This window comes from Labilithrix sp. (assembly GCA_019637155.1).
Taxonomy (GTDB): Bacteria; Myxococcota_A; Polyangia; order Polyangiales; family Polyangiaceae; genus Labilithrix.
On the sequence record JAHBWE010000006.1, the window covers coordinates 282,829 to 296,635 of the forward strand.

Annotated in this window: 15 protein-coding genes; 6 read left to right on the top strand and 9 right to left on the bottom strand. The window is 70.5% G+C overall.

Going from position 1 to position 13,807, the window contains the following annotated elements:
• Window position 1: 1 nt before the first annotated feature.
• Genes KF837_14675 through KF837_14685 form a run of 3 tightly spaced genes read right to left on the bottom strand, consistent with a single transcriptional unit; the run spans window position 2 to window position 3,369 of the window.
• Window positions 2–439: a hotdog fold thioesterase gene (locus KF837_14675; GenBank protein ID MBX3228562.1), complete on the bottom strand. Its 438-nt coding sequence runs from the start codon at window positions 437–439 to the stop codon at window positions 2–4.
• 4 nt (window positions 440–443) lie between these two features.
• Window positions 444–1,772 (bottom strand): hypothetical protein, encoded by a 1,329-nt coding sequence (locus KF837_14680; protein MBX3228563.1) that lies wholly within the window; start codon window positions 1,770–1,772, stop codon window positions 444–446.
• A 13-nt stretch (window positions 1,773–1,785) separates the two neighbouring features.
• The gene (locus KF837_14685) at window positions 1,786–3,369 is read right to left on the bottom strand and encodes a methyltransferase (protein MBX3228564.1); all 1,584 of its coding nucleotides are present in this window, start codon (window positions 3,367–3,369) and stop codon (window positions 1,786–1,788) included.
• Between the two features lie 76 nt (window positions 3,370–3,445).
• On the opposite strand from KF837_14685, the gene KF837_14690 reads away from it, so the two are divergent.
• From KF837_14690 to KF837_14700, 3 genes are read left to right on the top strand one after another with little or no spacing between them, the layout of a single operon-like run.
• Complete coding sequence (locus KF837_14690; protein MBX3228565.1) at window positions 3,446–4,165, top strand: molybdopterin-dependent oxidoreductase; 720 nt, start codon at window positions 3,446–3,448, stop codon at window positions 4,163–4,165.
• On the top strand, window positions 4,158–4,736 hold the full coding sequence (locus KF837_14695) for a PepSY-associated TM helix domain-containing protein (protein MBX3228566.1): 579 nt from the start codon (window positions 4,158–4,160) through the stop codon (window positions 4,734–4,736). The genes KF837_14690 and KF837_14695 overlap by 8 nt, the downstream gene beginning before the upstream one ends.
• Before the next feature lie 20 nt (window positions 4,737–4,756).
• Window positions 4,757–6,487, top strand: coding sequence for an NAD-dependent malic enzyme (locus tag KF837_14700; GenBank protein ID MBX3228567.1), 1,731 nt, complete (start codon window positions 4,757–4,759; stop codon window positions 6,485–6,487).
• Between the two features lie 4 nt (window positions 6,488–6,491).
• On the opposite strand, the gene KF837_14705 is transcribed toward KF837_14700, so the two are convergent.
• From KF837_14705 to KF837_14725, 5 genes are all read right to left on the bottom strand, one after another.
• Window positions 6,492–6,881, bottom strand: a complete 390-nt coding sequence (locus KF837_14705; GenBank protein MBX3228568.1) for a hypothetical protein — start codon at window positions 6,879–6,881, stop codon at window positions 6,492–6,494.
• Between the two features lie 116 nt (window positions 6,882–6,997).
• Complete coding sequence (locus KF837_14710; protein ID MBX3228569.1) at window positions 6,998–7,900, bottom strand: LysR family transcriptional regulator; 903 nt, start codon at window positions 7,898–7,900, stop codon at window positions 6,998–7,000.
• On the bottom strand, window positions 7,897–8,913 hold the full coding sequence (locus KF837_14715; protein MBX3228570.1) for an NAD-dependent epimerase/dehydratase family protein: 1,017 nt from the start codon (window positions 8,911–8,913) through the stop codon (window positions 7,897–7,899). Before KF837_14715 ends, KF837_14710 begins: the two co-directional genes overlap by 4 nt.
• Window positions 8,914–9,054: 141 nt before the next feature.
• A complete protein-coding gene (locus tag KF837_14720) occupies window positions 9,055–9,606 on the bottom strand; it encodes a hypothetical protein (GenBank protein ID MBX3228571.1) in 552 nt (183 codons plus the stop codon).
• A 114-nt stretch (window positions 9,607–9,720) separates the two neighbouring features.
• Window positions 9,721–10,005 carry a hypothetical protein gene (locus KF837_14725; GenBank protein ID MBX3228572.1) on the bottom strand — a complete coding sequence of 95 codons (285 nt, stop codon included), beginning with the start codon at window positions 10,003–10,005 and terminating at the stop codon, window positions 9,721–9,723.
• Window positions 10,006–10,198: 193 nt separating this feature from the next.
• On the opposite strand from KF837_14725, the gene kbl reads away from it, so the two are divergent.
• Complete coding sequence (gene kbl, locus KF837_14730; GenBank protein ID MBX3228573.1) at window positions 10,199–11,395, top strand: glycine C-acetyltransferase; 1,197 nt, start codon at window positions 10,199–10,201, stop codon at window positions 11,393–11,395.
• 6 nt (window positions 11,396–11,401) lie between these two features.
• Here the strand turns inward: kbl and tyrA are convergent, their stop codons facing one another.
• Complete coding sequence (tyrA, locus tag KF837_14735) at window positions 11,402–12,538, bottom strand: bifunctional chorismate mutase/prephenate dehydrogenase (protein ID MBX3228574.1); 1,137 nt, start codon at window positions 12,536–12,538, stop codon at window positions 11,402–11,404.
• A gap of 137 nt (window positions 12,539–12,675) precedes the next feature.
• Between tyrA and KF837_14740 the strand changes: the two genes are divergently transcribed.
• Both KF837_14740 and KF837_14745 read left to right on the top strand, forming a co-directional pair.
• Window positions 12,676–13,245 carry a phosphatase PAP2 family protein gene (locus KF837_14740; protein ID MBX3228575.1) on the top strand — a complete coding sequence of 190 codons (570 nt, stop codon included), beginning with the start codon at window positions 12,676–12,678 and terminating at the stop codon, window positions 13,243–13,245.
• A 40-nt stretch (window positions 13,246–13,285) separates the two neighbouring features.
• Window positions 13,286–13,699, top strand: coding sequence for a hypothetical protein (locus KF837_14745; GenBank protein ID MBX3228576.1), 414 nt, complete (start codon window positions 13,286–13,288; stop codon window positions 13,697–13,699).
• Window positions 13,700–13,807: the final 108 nt, after the last annotated feature.

The window sequence follows — 13,807 nt, forward strand, 5'->3', positions numbered from 1 at the left end:
CTCAGCCCGGCGCTTTGTCCTTCTTGAGGACGATGTTGTAGACGCCCTTCCCCGTCGCGATCGTCTCGCTCTCCGACGACGGATGGAAGAGGCGCATGTCGGTGACGCCGACGCGGTTGCCGGCGCGGACGACGGTGGCCTCCGCGACGAGGAGCTCCGACCTGCCCGGGCGGAGGTAGTCGACGCGGAGGTCGATCGTGGAGACGCGCGCGCGCTCGTCTTCGAGCGTCGTCCACACCGCGCCGCCGCCGGCGGTGTCGGCGAGCGCGGAGAGCACGCCGCCGTGGAGCGCGGGGCGCGTCGGATCGCCGATCAGCTCCGCGCGGAAAGGGATCTCGAGGCGCAAGAAGCCGTGCTCGACGCGCGTGCACTGGACGCCGAGGACTCGATTGAAGGGGATCAGGTCCTCCATCAACCGCTTCATCGTCTCCGGCTTCATGGTGTCATCCCGGCGAGAGGTATTGCAGCTGCACCCAATGCTGTTGTCCGTCGGGGAAGACGACGAGGCACTGCGGACCGTTCACCTGGCTCACCGTCGCAGGGTAGCGCTGCCCGTTCGACCACGTCACTTGCACGCGCGCGCCCGGGACGATCTGGAACCCGTAGCCCGGCGGAGGCGCGCCCCACTGCGGCGGCGGGTAAGCGGCCGACGGCGGCTGCTGGTACGGCGCGAGCTGCGCCGGATGCTGCGCGTAGGGGTTCGGCGTCGCGTGCTGCTGGAACTGCTGCCCGAGCGCCCCCGGCGGCACGCTGCCCGGCGCGCCGCCGATCGCGCTGCCCGGCGCGCCGCCGATCGCGCTGCCGGGCGCGGCGATGTAGCTGTTCGGCGCGCCGCCCAACACGCTGCCCGGCGCGGCGACGTAGCTGTTCGGCGCGAGCATGCTCTGTGGAGCCGGGCCCTGCCCCTGTCCACTCGGCGCGAGCATGCTCTGCGGAACCGCGCCCTGACCTTGCCCACTCGGCGCGAGCATGCTCTGCGGAGCCGAGCCCTGCCCACTCTGCGCAAGCATGCTCTGCGGAGCCGCGCCCTGCCCACTCTGCGCAAGCATGCTCTGCGGAGCCGGGCCCTGCCCGCTCGGCGCGAGGGCGCTCTGCGGAGCCGCACCGACACCGCTCGGCGGCGCGCCACCTCCAACGCCGCTCACCGCCGAGCGCGGCGCGGGCGACATCGCGACGGTCTTGGGCACCGCGCGCTTCTTGGTCTCCTCCGGAGGCGCTTCCGCCGGCGACTCCGCTTCCGCCCTCGCCGCGGCCGCGGCGGCGGGGAGCTTCGGCGCGTTGACCATCAGCTGCGTGCCCTGCGTCTTCTTCTTGGGCTGCGTCGACGCGGGCACCGCTTGCCGCGCCTTCTCCACCGCCTCCTGGAACGGCGTGCGCCCGGAGATGCCGTTGCTGACCGCGAGCGGCGACACCGCGCGCGGGCTGAGCGGCGCGGGCGCGCTCGAGTCGCTCTTCGATTCGATCGCGATCGGCCTCGCGTTCGACGGCACCGCCGCCCCCGCCGCCTTGAGCGCGTCGGACGACGGCGATCGGCTCGGGAGCGAGGAGCCCGGCGGCGCGGTCGCGGCGAACGGGTTGACGCTCGCGCCCGAGGCCGGCGGGCTCAGCGGCACGTCGGGGACGACGAGCATGTTCGCGCCTTCGTTCGCGGAGGCGGGCGGGACCTTGTCCGCGAGCCCGCTCTTCGGCGGCGCCGACGCCGTCGCGGTCCCGCACGACGGGCAGAACTTGGCATTTCCGATCAGCTCGGCGCCGCATGTTCCGCACTTCATCGCAAGGGCTATGCTACCGGCGCTTTCGTGTCCTCGAAAGGCCGGGTTTCACGTAGACGGAGAGCTCCGCCGAGAAGCCGCTCATGTCGAGGCTGGTCGCGCTTTCCAGCACGAAACCAGCCTCCGCCGCGCGCGCCCGGAGCCGCTGCGGCTCCGGCACGATCCACACGAGGGCGCCGCCGGGCACCAGGACCTCCGCCGCGCGATCGACGAACCGCTCGAGGAGCTCCGCGTGCGTGCCGCGCTGGACGCGCCGTCCCATCGGCGGGTTCGTGATGATCGTGGTGACGCCGTCGGGCGGGACGAGCGGATCGAGCGCGTCGCCGCGTTCGACGAGGATGCGCGAGACCCCCGCCCGGCGGGCGTTCGCGCGCGCCGCGGCGACGGCGGCGCTCTCGATGTCGGTCCCGAAGAGACGCGCGTACGGCCCGAGCTTCGCGCGCTCGATCAGCTCCGCGCCCGCGCCGGCGAAGGGATCCCACACCACGTCGTCGTCGCGGCGAGGCGCGACGCGCGCGAGGGCGGCCGCGATCGTGGGGTGCGAGGACGCGGGCACGACGTCCTCTCGGTACGAGAAGCGCGGATCGACGAAGCCGCGCGGCACGAGCTCGATGCGGAGGCGCGAGCCGGCGACGTCGACCGCGACCTCCCACGTGCTCTCCTTCGGATCGTTGACGAGCTCCTTCGTCCGCGCGCGCGTCGCCTCCGCGATCTTCCAGACGAGCGCGCGCTGATGGCCTCCGCGCGCGAGCGCGACGCGGAAGCGGATCGGCGCCTTCGTGCTCGTGAACGCGCGGAAGATCGCGAGCGCCTCCTCGGAGGCGAGGGCGTCCGCGACGTCGCTCGGCAGGTCCTCCACCTCGCGATCGGCGAGCGGAAACGCGATCTCCGCCGCGGTGCGGATCGCGAGCGCCTCCGCGAGCGGCCCCGCGAGCTTGGTCTCCACGACCCCCGGCGCGAAGAAGCGCGCGCCGCGTCCGATCTCGCGCTTCACGATCTCCTCGAGGCCGGAGCGCGTCTTGTGAAATACACGCAACGGCGAGGCGGGCGCGCGAAGGAGATCGATCGCCCCCGGCGAGCGGCGCGCCTCCTCGCGCTCCGCGATGAGCCCGGCGCGCCCCGTCTGCCCGACCGCGACGCCGGCCTTGCCGAGCGCGAGGCCGAGCGCCTTCTTGTCGTCGTCGCTCGCGGCGCGCGCGAACGCGGCCTCGAGCGCGGCGGTGATCTCCGGCGCCGGCGCGAGCTTGCCGAGCGCACGTGTCGCCGCGCGGCGCGTCTTCGGATCGTCGTCGCCGAGCGCGTCGAGGAGCCAGGCGCGCGCGTCGCCGTCGGGATCGCGCGCCTCCGCGACGAGCCGACCCGCGAGCTGCGTGAGCCGTCCGCGCGCCGGCCGCGCGGCCTCCCGAGCCCGCGTCACGACCGCCTTCGCGACGCGCCCCGCGTATTGCCGTTCGATCCGCAGCACCGCGCGCGCCGCGAGCTTGGCGGTGTCCTCGTCGTCCGCGCCGGAGAGGTCGAGGAGCGCCCTCAGCGTCTTGATCCCCGGCGTGAAGCCGGGATCGCCGAGCCGTGTCGCGATGTCGCTAGAAGTCGTCACGATCCCGAGTCTTTACCTGAACCGTCGCGCCCGCGTAACCGACCCCGGGTCTCGCGCGTACTCTTTTCCGACGCCCATGAGCCGTGACCCCTTCGATCCGATGTTCAAGCCGTCGATGAACCGCCGCGCCTTCGTGCGCTCCGCCATGATCGGGACCGGCATCATCGCGCTCGGGGGCGCGGGGTGGTGCCTCGCCGGCACGGAAGAGGAGGCGAAGGCGCGCGCGGCGAAGCGGCCCGACGGGCGACCGCGGCTCCCGCCCGGCCAGTACCTGCTCTCGCGCATCCGGGCGATGGGCGGGACGGAGGGCGATCCGAGCCCGAGCGCGTGGAAGCTCCGGGTCCACGGCGAGGTCGACGCGCCGTTCACGGTCGACTTCGCCGAGCTCCTCAAGATGACGCAGGTCGATCAGACGTGCGACGTCCACTGCGTCACGAAGTGGACGTGCCTCGACTCGAAGTGGACCGGGGTGAAGGTCGCCGACCTCGCCGCGCGCGCGAAGCCGAAGGCCACCGCGCGTCACGTCATCTTCGAGGCGACCGCGGGCTACACCGCGAACGTCCCGATCAAGGAGGCCCTCGCTCCGCAGAACCTCGTCGCGCACAAGTACGAGGGTTCCCCGCTCGCGCGCGCGCACGGCGCGCCGGTGCGCGTGCTCATCCCGGACCTCTACTTCTGGAAGAGCGCGAAGTGGCTCACCGGCATCCGATTCGTCGCGGCCGATCGCCCCGGCTACTGGGAGACGCGCGGCTACCACAACCACGCCGACCCGTGGACCGAAGAGCGGTATGGCTGAGAAGAGCTTCATGGCGCGCGTGCGGCCGTGGCTGCGCGCGGTGCATCGCGACGTCGGCTACGTCGCGGTCGGCCTTACTTTCATCTACGCGCTCTCGGGCCTCGCGGTGAACCACATCACCGACTGGTCGGACGGCGACCCGAGCTTTCGCAACTACACGCGCACGGTGCAGGTGGGGAACATCGAAGGCGAGGACCAGGCGATCGCGGACGAGCTGCGGAAGAGGCTCGGCGTCGACCTCACGCCGCGCGAGATCTACCGCGCGGGCCCCGACAACCTCGAGGTCCTCTTCGACAAGCGATCGCTCCACTACGACCGCGCGAAGGGAGAGGTCGTCGACGAAGGCCAGGAGCCGCGCTTCCTCCTCCGCGTCGCGAACTGGCTCCACTTGAACCGAGGCAAGAAAGCGTGGACGTATTTCGCCGACGCGTACGCGGCGGGGCTCCTCCTCCTCGCGACGAGCGGCATCTTCATGATCGCGGGCAAGAAGGGCATCGTCGGTCGCGGCGCGGTCCTCGTGCTGCTCGGGATCCTCGTGCCGGTTCTCTACGTCCACTTCGCCGGTCCATGAGCGGTACAATCCGGCGTCCGATGACCCGGATGAAGCACCCGCCGACGATGGACATGCCCGCGCGGATGATGCCGCTCGACGTGCACATCAAGGGACCCGACCTCCTGCGCGATCCGCTGCTCAACAAGGGCACCGCGTTCTCCGATCGCGAGCGCGACGAGCTCGGGCTCCATGGCCTCTTGCCGCCGCACGTCGGCACGCTCGAAGAGCAGGTGGAGCGTCGCCTCAAGGCGTTCCGCGCCGAGCTGACGCCGCTCGAGAAGTACGGCTTCCTCCGCGGCCTCCAGGACACGAACGAGACCATCTTCTACGCGCTCCTCGGCGCGCACCTCGAGGAGATGCTCCCGATCGTCTACACGCCCACCGTCGGCGAAGGCTGCGAGCGCTTCAGCGACTACTGGTCGAAGCCGCGCGGCCTCTTCCTGAGCTGGCCCCATCGCCATCGCGTCGAGCAGATCCTCGCCGACCCGCGCCTCGATCCGGTCCGCGTCGTCGTCGTCAGCGACGGCGAGCGCATCCTCGGCCTCGGCGATCAGGGCGCGGGCGGGATGGGGATCCCGATCGGCAAGCTCGCGCTCTACACCGCGTGCGCGGGGCTGCATCCGTCGACGACGCTGCCGATCCTGCTCGACGTCGGGACCGACAACGAGGCGCGCCTCGCCGATCCGCTCTACCTCGGCTGGCGCCAGAAGCGCGTGCGCGGCGCCGACTACGACGCGTTCGTCGAGGACTTCATCGCCGCGGTGATGAAGCGCTGGCCGAACGTGCTCCTGCAGTTCGAGGACTTCGCGCGCGGGAACGCGGGCCGCTTGCTCGAGCGCTACCGCGATCGGCTCTGCACCTTCAACGACGACATCCAGGGCACCGCCGCGATCGCGGCCGGCACGCTCCTCTCCGCGATCCAGGCGACCGGCGGCACGCTCGCCGATCAGCGCATCGCGATCTTCGGCGCGGGGGCGGCGGGCGTCGGCATCGCGAACCTGCTCGTCCACATCATGATCGGCGCGGGCCTCTCCGAGCGCGAGGCGCGGAGCCGCTTCTACGCCGTCGATCGTCCCGGCCTCCTCACCGACGACGTCCCCGAGCTCCTCGACTTCCAGCGTCCGTTCGCGCAGCCGCGCGCGGCGGTCGCGGGCTGGTCGCGCGCGGGGAACGGCTACATCGATCTCCTCGACGTCGTCCAGAACGCGAAGCCGACGACGCTCATCGGCGTCTCGGGCGTGACCGGCGCGTTCAACGAGCACGTCGTCCGCGCGATGGCGCGCGGCGTCGAGCGTCCCGTCATCTTCCCGCTCTCGAACCCCACCTCACGCGCGGAGGCGACGCCGCAGGACATCCACGTCTGGAGCGAGGGCCGCGCCGTCGTCGGCACCGGGAGCCCGTTCCCGCCGGTGATGAGGGACGGCGTCCCCTTCAAGACGGACCAGACGAACAACTCGTACGTCTTCCCGGGGGTCGGCCTCGGCGTGCTCGCGGTCGACGCCCGCCGCGTGACCGACGCGATGTTCGAGGCCGCGGCGCGCGCGGTCGCGGCGGTGTCGCCGGCGAAGACCGATCCGACGAAGCCGCTCCTGCCGCCCGTCACCGAGCTCCGCGAGGTCGCGCGCGTCGTGGCGCGCGCGGTGGCGCGCACGGCGAGGGCGGAGGGCCTCTGCGAGCCGTTCGAGGACGTGCAGATCGACGCGCGCATCGAGCGCCTGATGTGGCGCCCGTTCTACCGGCCATACCGCTACGCCGGCGCCCTCGCGTGACCGATCAGCTCGGGTTCACGAACGTGGTCTTGTCGTCGGTGCACTTCTTCTGGACGTCCGCGACCTCTTTGTAGTCGTCGCTCTTGTAAAACCAGTTCGTCTGGAGCGTGCCGTCGCCGCTCTCGGTCTGGCAGCCGCCGAGCATGTCCTCGACGGGACAGGTCGAGCCCTCGTTGTAGGAGGCGTTCGGCGTCGCGGAGCAGACGCCCTGCATCGTGGCCATCGAGGGGCCCTGGAACTTGCGCCAGTCGGTGCACTGCGGCTTCTCCGGGCGGAAATCGCAGCGCGCCTGCTTCTCGGGGAACGGGTTTGCGGCCTGAATGGCGTCACTGCAACCCACGACACCGACGAGACCCACGACGCTGGAGAGAGCAAAAAGACGAGAGACGTTCATGCTCCCAGAGTAAGCAGAGAATACGCAAATGCCCTAATTTATAGGCACTTTGTGCTGTCAGTATGTTAACTCGACGCGCGTCTTACGCGGTTTTTCGCCGGTCTCTTCAGGCCTCTTCAGGTCTCTTTGGCGGTCTCGCGCAGCGCCTCGACGATCGCCTTCTGCACGCGCGCGAGGACGCGGTCCGCGTTCGTGTGGACGTAGAGCGGCTCGGTGAGCTTCCAGCCCGGGACCTTCACCTCGACGAGGCGCTCCGCGAGGACGAGCGTGCGCGCGGCGATGGTCGGACCGAACGCGAGCTGGTTGGTCCCCGCCGCGAGCTCGAACGCGACGCCGACCGTCGCCGCCTCGTGTCCCATCAGCCGATCCTCGCGCGGGATCGGGCAGCCGTCGTCGCCGGGCAAGAACTGTCCGCCGCTGCCGGAGGTGTAGACCGGGAGCACCCACGGGTGCTGGAGGAGCTTGTCGATCGACGGCTCCTTCCCGAGCTTCTTCGCGAGCTCCGGCGACGCGAACGCGGCGCGGCGCATGAAACCCGCTTTCGTCGATACCCACGAGTCGGGGAGCTTCTCTTCGCCGATCGTGATCGCGACCTGGAACACGTTCTCCGTCGCGTAGGCGCGCATGAACGCGTTCCCGCACTCGAGGCCGCGGAAGCGCGCGTCCTTCACCGCGGCGACGACGGTCGGCAGGTACGCCGCGCAGAGGTACGAAGGCGCCGCGAGCGTGAGCTTCATCTCCGGCGGCACGTCGCTCACCTCGGCGAGCGACTGCACCTTCTCGATGATCTCCTCGAGGCGCGGGACGATCTTCTGTCCCTCGTCGCTCGCGGACACGCCGCGCGCCTTGCGCGAGAGGAGCGGTCGCTTGAGGTGACGCTCGAGCCGCGCGACCGCCTTCGACACCTGCGACGGCGTCACGCGGAGATCGCGCGCGGCGCCGGTGACCGAGCCGTGCCGGCACACCGCGAGGAAGGTGAGGATGTCCGGGATGCGGAGCTCGGAGCCGTCGCCGCTCATGCGTAGCGTTTCCGGATCGTCGGCACGAGGTACTCGTCGAACGCGCGCGCGAAGTCGTAGGCCGGGCGCCAGCCCCAGTCCCGGCGCGCGGCGGCGTCCTCGACGTCCTCCGGCCACGAGTCGACGATCTTCGAGCGCACGGCGTCGGGCTCGAACGCGATCTCGGCCTTCGGGAAGCTCTTCTTCACGCGATCCGCGATCTCCTTCGCGCTCACGCTGAAGCCGCTCACGTTGAAGACGGTCTGCGAGAGCTTGCTCTTGTCCGCCTCGAGGAGCTGGAGGAGCGACGAGACCGCGTCGGGCATCGCCATGAACGGGATCTTCGCCTCCGGTCCGACGAAGCACTTGTACGGCTGCCCCTGCGCCGCGGCGTGCAGCATCTCGGGCCCGAAGTCGCTCGTGCCGCCGGTCGGCACGGTCTCGGCGGAGATGAGGCCGGGGAAGCGGAGCGAGCGGAAGTCGAGGCGCGCGGCCGACGCGAGCGCGCCGAGCTGGCGGAAGTACGACGTGAAGTAGCGGCCGAGGTGCTCGCAATAGAGCTTGTTGCAGCCGTACATCGTGATCGGGACGTTGTAGGCTTCTTCCTTCACGCGGCCGGCGCGCGCCTTCTCTTCGAGGTTCGGGATCCCGTAGACCGCGATCGAGCTCGGGAAGATGAAGCGCACCGCGCGGCCGAGGCGGCCCGACTGGTTCTGCGCCATGCGCAAGAGGTGGAGCGTGCCCTCGACGTTGACCTGATGCGCGAGCTCGGGATCGCGCTCGCCGCGGGTGGAGAGGAGCGCGGCGAGGTGGAAGACGACCTCGATCTCGTGGTGCGCCGCGATCTGATCGAGGAGGTACCGGTCCATGATGTTGCCGGCGTACGTCTCGAGGCAGAAGCCGCGGTACCGCTCCGGGAGCGGGGTGAGGTCGACGGTGACGACGCGGTAGCGGCCGTCTTGATGAAGCCGCTGGAGGAGCGTGCGGCCGATCTCTCCGTTTGCGCCGGTGACGAGGACGACGGGCTTCTGCATCGCCCGCGCAGCCTTGCGCGCCTAGCGACAGAAGTCGAGCGTGAAGCCGGTCACGATCGTCTCCCGGCCCTCGCACGCCTGGCCGTCCGGGCAGCGCGGGTCCTCGGCGTGGCAGAGGATGATCTGGATCCGCGACGTCGCTCACTCGCAGCTGACGGGTTCTGCTCCATGGATGCCGATGTGGTCGCCGGAGCACGACGGCTCGGACGGCGGGCACGTGTTCGGGACCCCTGGATGACAGAACGTGTAGCCGTTGCCGCAACCCCCGGCTTTGCACACCGCGTTCGAGCCGCCGAACATGTTCTGGCAGCACGACTGCCCGGAGGTGCAGTCCTCGGGACCGTCGCAGTCGAGCACGCTGTTGCAGCCGCCGGTGCCGCTGCCTCTCGCGCGACACTCGTTCGGGCCGGTGATCTTCGCGCAGCAGAACGTGGTCGCGACGTCGCAGTCGAGCGCGCCTCCGCACCGGACCTTCGGCGCGCCGGTGTCGGGCGTCGAGCCCGAGTCTCCGCTCGACGAAGACGAAGACGATGACGTGGAGGAGCTCGAGGTGCTCGACGACGAGCTGGACGCGCTCGTCTTCGCTCCGCCGTCATCGTCGTCGTCGTCCCCCGCGCCGCTGCCCTTCAGCCCGTCGAACGACGGAAAGAGGCACCCCGCCACCGCGAGCAGCGCGAAGACTCCACGACGCATCGACCCCAGCGTAGCGAACCCCCCGCGCTGGCGCGCACGAGATTGGATCGTCGATCGCCTTCCCCTTGCGACTCGTGCCAGTCGTGTTCGGCCCGGTCGCCGACCGCGGATCGCTCAGGCGACGTGGAGCTGCGACGGGGGCGGGGCGGGGATGCGCACCGAGGCGAGATGGCACTCGCGCATCGAGGCGGCGAGGGCGAAGCCCGTCATCGTGAGGCGCATGCGCCGCGCGTCGACGTGGCCCTCCGCGTCGAGGCTCGTGACCACGCCGCGGACGTCCTCGCGGCGGACGCCGATGTCCGAAGCGAGCTGATCGAGGCGCGTGGCGCGCCCCTTCGCGTGCGCGCGGGCGAGGTGACGGAGGACGTGCGCTGCAACTGCCTTGTCGTTGGTGCTCATTGGAAGCTCCTGTGCGTGGTTGAAGCAGGGGTCGGTGTACTGCACACGCATGTACCGTGCAATCCATGGACCGCACGGCTCGTCGCTTTTTTCTAGCGGTTTCCAAGGGTTACACTTCTATAAGCGCCGTCCTTTCGGCGCGTTGGAGGATGGAGAAAGGATCCATCCTTCATTGCGCTACATTGGCGCCAACATGTTCGACAACGCGAGAGAGCACTACGCGAAGGCCCTCACCGAGATCCGTGAAGCAGGTCTCTTCAAGGAGGAGCGCATCATCGTCACGCCGCAGGCGGCGACGATCGGGGTCAGCGATCAGAAGCGAGAGGTCCTGAACTTCTGCGCGAACAACTACCTCGGGCTCTCGTCCGATCCGCGCGTCGTCGCGGCGGCGCACGCGGCGATCGACTCGCACGGCTACGGCATGAGCTCGGTCCGCTTCATTTGCGGGACGCAGGACCTCCACAAGTCGCTCGAGGCGAAGGTGAGCTCCTTCTTCGGCACCGAGGACACCATCCTCTACTCGTCGTGCTTCGACGCGAACGGCGGGCTCTTCGAGACGCTCCTCGGCGAGGAGGACGCGATCGTCTCCGACGCGCTGAACCACGCCTCGATCATCGACGGCGTCCGCCTCTGCAAGGCGGAGCGGCACCGCTACCCGAACGGCGACATGGCCGCGCTCGAAGAGGCGCTGAAGAAGACGCAGGGCAAGCGCCTCCGCATGATCGCGACCGACGGCGTCTTCTCGATGGACGGCTACCTCGCGAAGCTCGACGTCATCTGCGACCTCGCCGACAAGTACGGGGCGATGGTGATGGTCGACGACTCGCACGCGAGCGGGTTCATCGGCAAGACGGGGCGCGGCACGCCCGAGCACTTCGGCGTGCAGAGCCGCGTCGACGTGATGACCTCGACGCTCGGCAAGGCGCTCGGCGGCGCGGCCGGCGGCTTCACCACCGGCAAGAAGGAGATCGTCGCGCTCCTCCGCCAGCGCTCGCGGCCCTACCTCTTCTCGAACTCGATCCCGCCCGCCATCGCCGGCGCCGCGGTCGCGGTCCTCGATCTCCTCGCGAGCACGACCGAGCTCCGCGATCGGCTGATGGCGAACGCGAAGCGCTTCCGCGACGGCGTGACGAAGGCGGGCCTCACGGTGAAGCCGGGCGAGACGCCGATCGTGCCGGTGATGCTCGGCGACGCGCGGCTCGCGGTGGAGATGGCGAAGGGCCTCCTCGACGAGGGGATCTACGTCATCGGCTTCTCGTTCCCCGTCGTGCCGAAGGGCGAAGCGCGGATCCGCGTGCAGCTCTCCGCCCAGCACACCGACGCGCAGGTCGACCAGGCCGTCGCCGCGTTCGCGCAGGTCGGCAAGCGGCTCGGCGTGATCAAGAGCTGAGCAGCGTCAGCCGCGGCGGACGAGCTCTTCGAGGATCGCGTCGGACTGCTTCTTCGCCCACGCGGCGAAGTCCTGCATGTAGTCCGCGACCTGCCGGAAGCGGTGCACGACCGCCTCGCGATCGCCCATCGCGATCGCGCGCGCGAAGTGCGCCGCTTCTTGCTCGAACACGTGCGAGAGCCTGAGCGCGTCGGGGTTCGCGGTGAGGATGTCGGCGTACAGCTCGGCGCGCTGCGAGAACATGCGGCCGACCATCGCGAGCTCGCTGCGGTAGATCGGGCTCGCGAACTGGAGGCTGCGACCGAGGTCGGCCTTCAGGCGCTCGAGGACGGAGCCGAGCACCATCGTCTTCTCGTGGACGAGCACCTGGATGAGCGCCATCTGCGCGTCGTGCTCGTCCGCCGTCGCCTCGATCGTCTCCGCGCCGAACGCCTCGAAGAGCTTCTTCACGCGCGTGAACGCGGCCTCGCCGCGGCCGCGGCAGAGGACGACCTTCTGCCGATCGAAGTCGATCCCGTGCGGGCCGAACATCGGGTGCGTCCCCACCACGTCGACGCTCGAAGGCGCGCTGTCGAGCATCGCCGCGAGCGGCGCGCGCTTGACCGACGTGATGTCCATCAGGCACGCGCCCGGTCGCACGTGCGGCCCGATCCGCTTCGCGACCTCCACCGTCGTCGCGATCGGGACGGAGAGGATGACGACGTCGTGCGCGCCGGCGACGTCCTCGGCGGAGCGTCCCGCCTCGAGGCCCATCGTCTCCACCGTGTAGCCGGCGCCGGCGAACACGCGCGCGAGGTAGGCGCCCATGCCCGCGGTGCCGCCGATGATGCCGATCGAATACTTCTCGGCCTTCGTCTGGAGGAAGCGTCGCTGATCGAGGCGCGAGGCGGCGTAGAGCGAGGCGAACACGTCGCGCACGAGGTGCTCGGAGAGCCCCGCCTCCTTCGCCTTGTCGAGGGTGGAGTCGAGGAGGACGCTCTCGCGCTCGCGATCGAACGACGGCGCGCCGACGGACGCCTTGTACTGCGCGACCTCGCGCACGAGCGCGGTGCGCTTGGCGAGGACGCGCACCAGCTCCTTGTCGGTCTCGCCGAGGAGGGCGCGGAGGGTGGCGAGGTCGCGCGGCGCTGCTTCGTTCGTCATGTCGCCGAATCTACGGGCAGTTGGCCGCTTCGTGTGCACCGATCGAGACGACCCGGCGCGGGTCGCCGGCGCGTGCTTCGCGATCTATCCTTTGCGCCTCCGAGGCTCCTCCGAGGCTCCTTCGAGGCTCCTTCGCATTGGCCGAGCTCGACGTCCGCGTCTTCCTCTATCTCCATCACGCGCTCGCCTCGTGGCTCGGCGTCGCGGCGGTGCTGAGCGCGATCGGCGGCGGCTGGGGCGGCCTCGTCGTCGTGCCGCTCTGGGCGTCGCCGCGCTCCCGCGCCGTCGCGCGCTCGCTCACCTACGTGCTCTGCGTGAACGCGGCCGTCGTCTACGGCCTCAAGCACGTCGTCGCGCGCGCGCGCCCGTGCAACTGCCTGCCGGAGGTGCGCGGCCTCGTGTTCGGGTCGCCCACCGACTACTCGTTCCCGAGCGGCCACTCCGCGGGCAGCTTCTCCTTTTGTGTCTTCTTCGCCGTCGTCCTCCTCGCGAGCTCGATCGGCACGCGGCCGCTCCGCGTCGCGGGGGCGACCGCGCTCGTCCTCGTCGCGACCGGCGTCGCGCTCTCGCGGATCGCGCTCGGCGTCCATTTCCCGGGCGACATCCTGGCCGGCGGGATCCTCGGCGCGACGATCGGCGGCGTCGGCGCGCACCTCCACCTCCGCCTCCAACAGAAATCCCGCGATGTCGCAGAGTTGCGTGGCTGAGCTTGCCATCGACCCGGAAACCGCGCGAGACTTCGGGCCGATGAGGCGGAGGCTCTTGCTCCGGACGCTGCTGGCGTGCGCGACCCTCGTGGTCGTGTGGCTGGTCGTGGCGCCGAAGACGGCGCTCGCGCTCCCGCGGTCGGGCGCGCCGATCTGCGACCCGCGCGGAGCGATCACGTTCGCGCCGCCCCCGCAGATCCAGGACGCCGAGCTCTCGCTCGACATCCCGGCCGATTGCTACGACGTCGGCCCGCTCGATCTGCGTCTCCTCAAGAACGTGGACCACGGTCGCCCCGCGCCCCCCGAGCTCTCGTCGTCGCAGGACTCCGCGACCGCGCTCCTCGGGCTGCGGCTCGATCTCGTCTTCTCCGAACGGCTGCCCGTTCGGGTCCTCGTGGAACGCGAGCCTTCGCGCGCGGACCACGACTCCATCGATCGACCGCCTCGAAGCTGACGCGCGCTCGCGGTGAGCCGTCTCGGGCCGGGATCTGCGTTCACGCAGGTCTACGGCCGCGAGCCGCTTTCCGCGCCCGCGCGCAGCCACGGGTCTCCGCGCGGCCCT

What these genes read in the sequence shown, in the direction of transcription:
- KF837_14675 (MBX3228562.1), bottom strand. Translation starts at nt 439, where the DNA reads ATGAAGCCGGAGACGATGAAGCGGTTGATGGAGGACCTGATCCCCTTC.
- KF837_14680 (MBX3228563.1), bottom strand. Translation starts at nt 1,772, where the DNA reads ATGAAGTGCGGAACATGCGGCGCCGAGCTGATCGGAAATGCCAAGTTC.
- KF837_14690 (MBX3228565.1), top strand. Translation starts at nt 3,446, where the DNA reads ATGAGCCGTGACCCCTTCGATCCGATGTTCAAGCCGTCGATGAACCGC.
- KF837_14695 (MBX3228566.1), top strand. Translation starts at nt 4,158, where the DNA reads ATGGCTGAGAAGAGCTTCATGGCGCGCGTGCGGCCGTGGCTGCGCGCG.
- KF837_14700 (MBX3228567.1), top strand. Translation starts at nt 4,757, where the DNA reads ATGACCCGGATGAAGCACCCGCCGACGATGGACATGCCCGCGCGGATG.
- KF837_14705 (MBX3228568.1), bottom strand. Translation starts at nt 6,881, where the DNA reads ATGAACGTCTCTCGTCTTTTTGCTCTCTCCAGCGTCGTGGGTCTCGTC.
- KF837_14710 (MBX3228569.1), bottom strand. Translation starts at nt 7,900, where the DNA reads ATGAGCGGCGACGGCTCCGAGCTCCGCATCCCGGACATCCTCACCTTC.
- KF837_14715 (MBX3228570.1), bottom strand. Translation starts at nt 8,913, where the DNA reads ATGCAGAAGCCCGTCGTCCTCGTCACCGGCGCAAACGGAGAGATCGGC.
- KF837_14720 (MBX3228571.1), bottom strand. Translation starts at nt 9,606, where the DNA reads ATGCGTCGTGGAGTCTTCGCGCTGCTCGCGGTGGCGGGGTGCCTCTTT.
- KF837_14725 (MBX3228572.1), bottom strand. Translation starts at nt 10,005, where the DNA reads ATGAGCACCAACGACAAGGCAGTTGCAGCGCACGTCCTCCGTCACCTC.
- kbl (MBX3228573.1), top strand. Translation starts at nt 10,199, where the DNA reads ATGTTCGACAACGCGAGAGAGCACTACGCGAAGGCCCTCACCGAGATC.
- tyrA (MBX3228574.1), bottom strand. Translation starts at nt 12,538, where the DNA reads ATGACGAACGAAGCAGCGCCGCGCGACCTCGCCACCCTCCGCGCCCTC.
- KF837_14745 (MBX3228576.1), top strand. Translation starts at nt 13,286, where the DNA reads ATGAGGCGGAGGCTCTTGCTCCGGACGCTGCTGGCGTGCGCGACCCTC.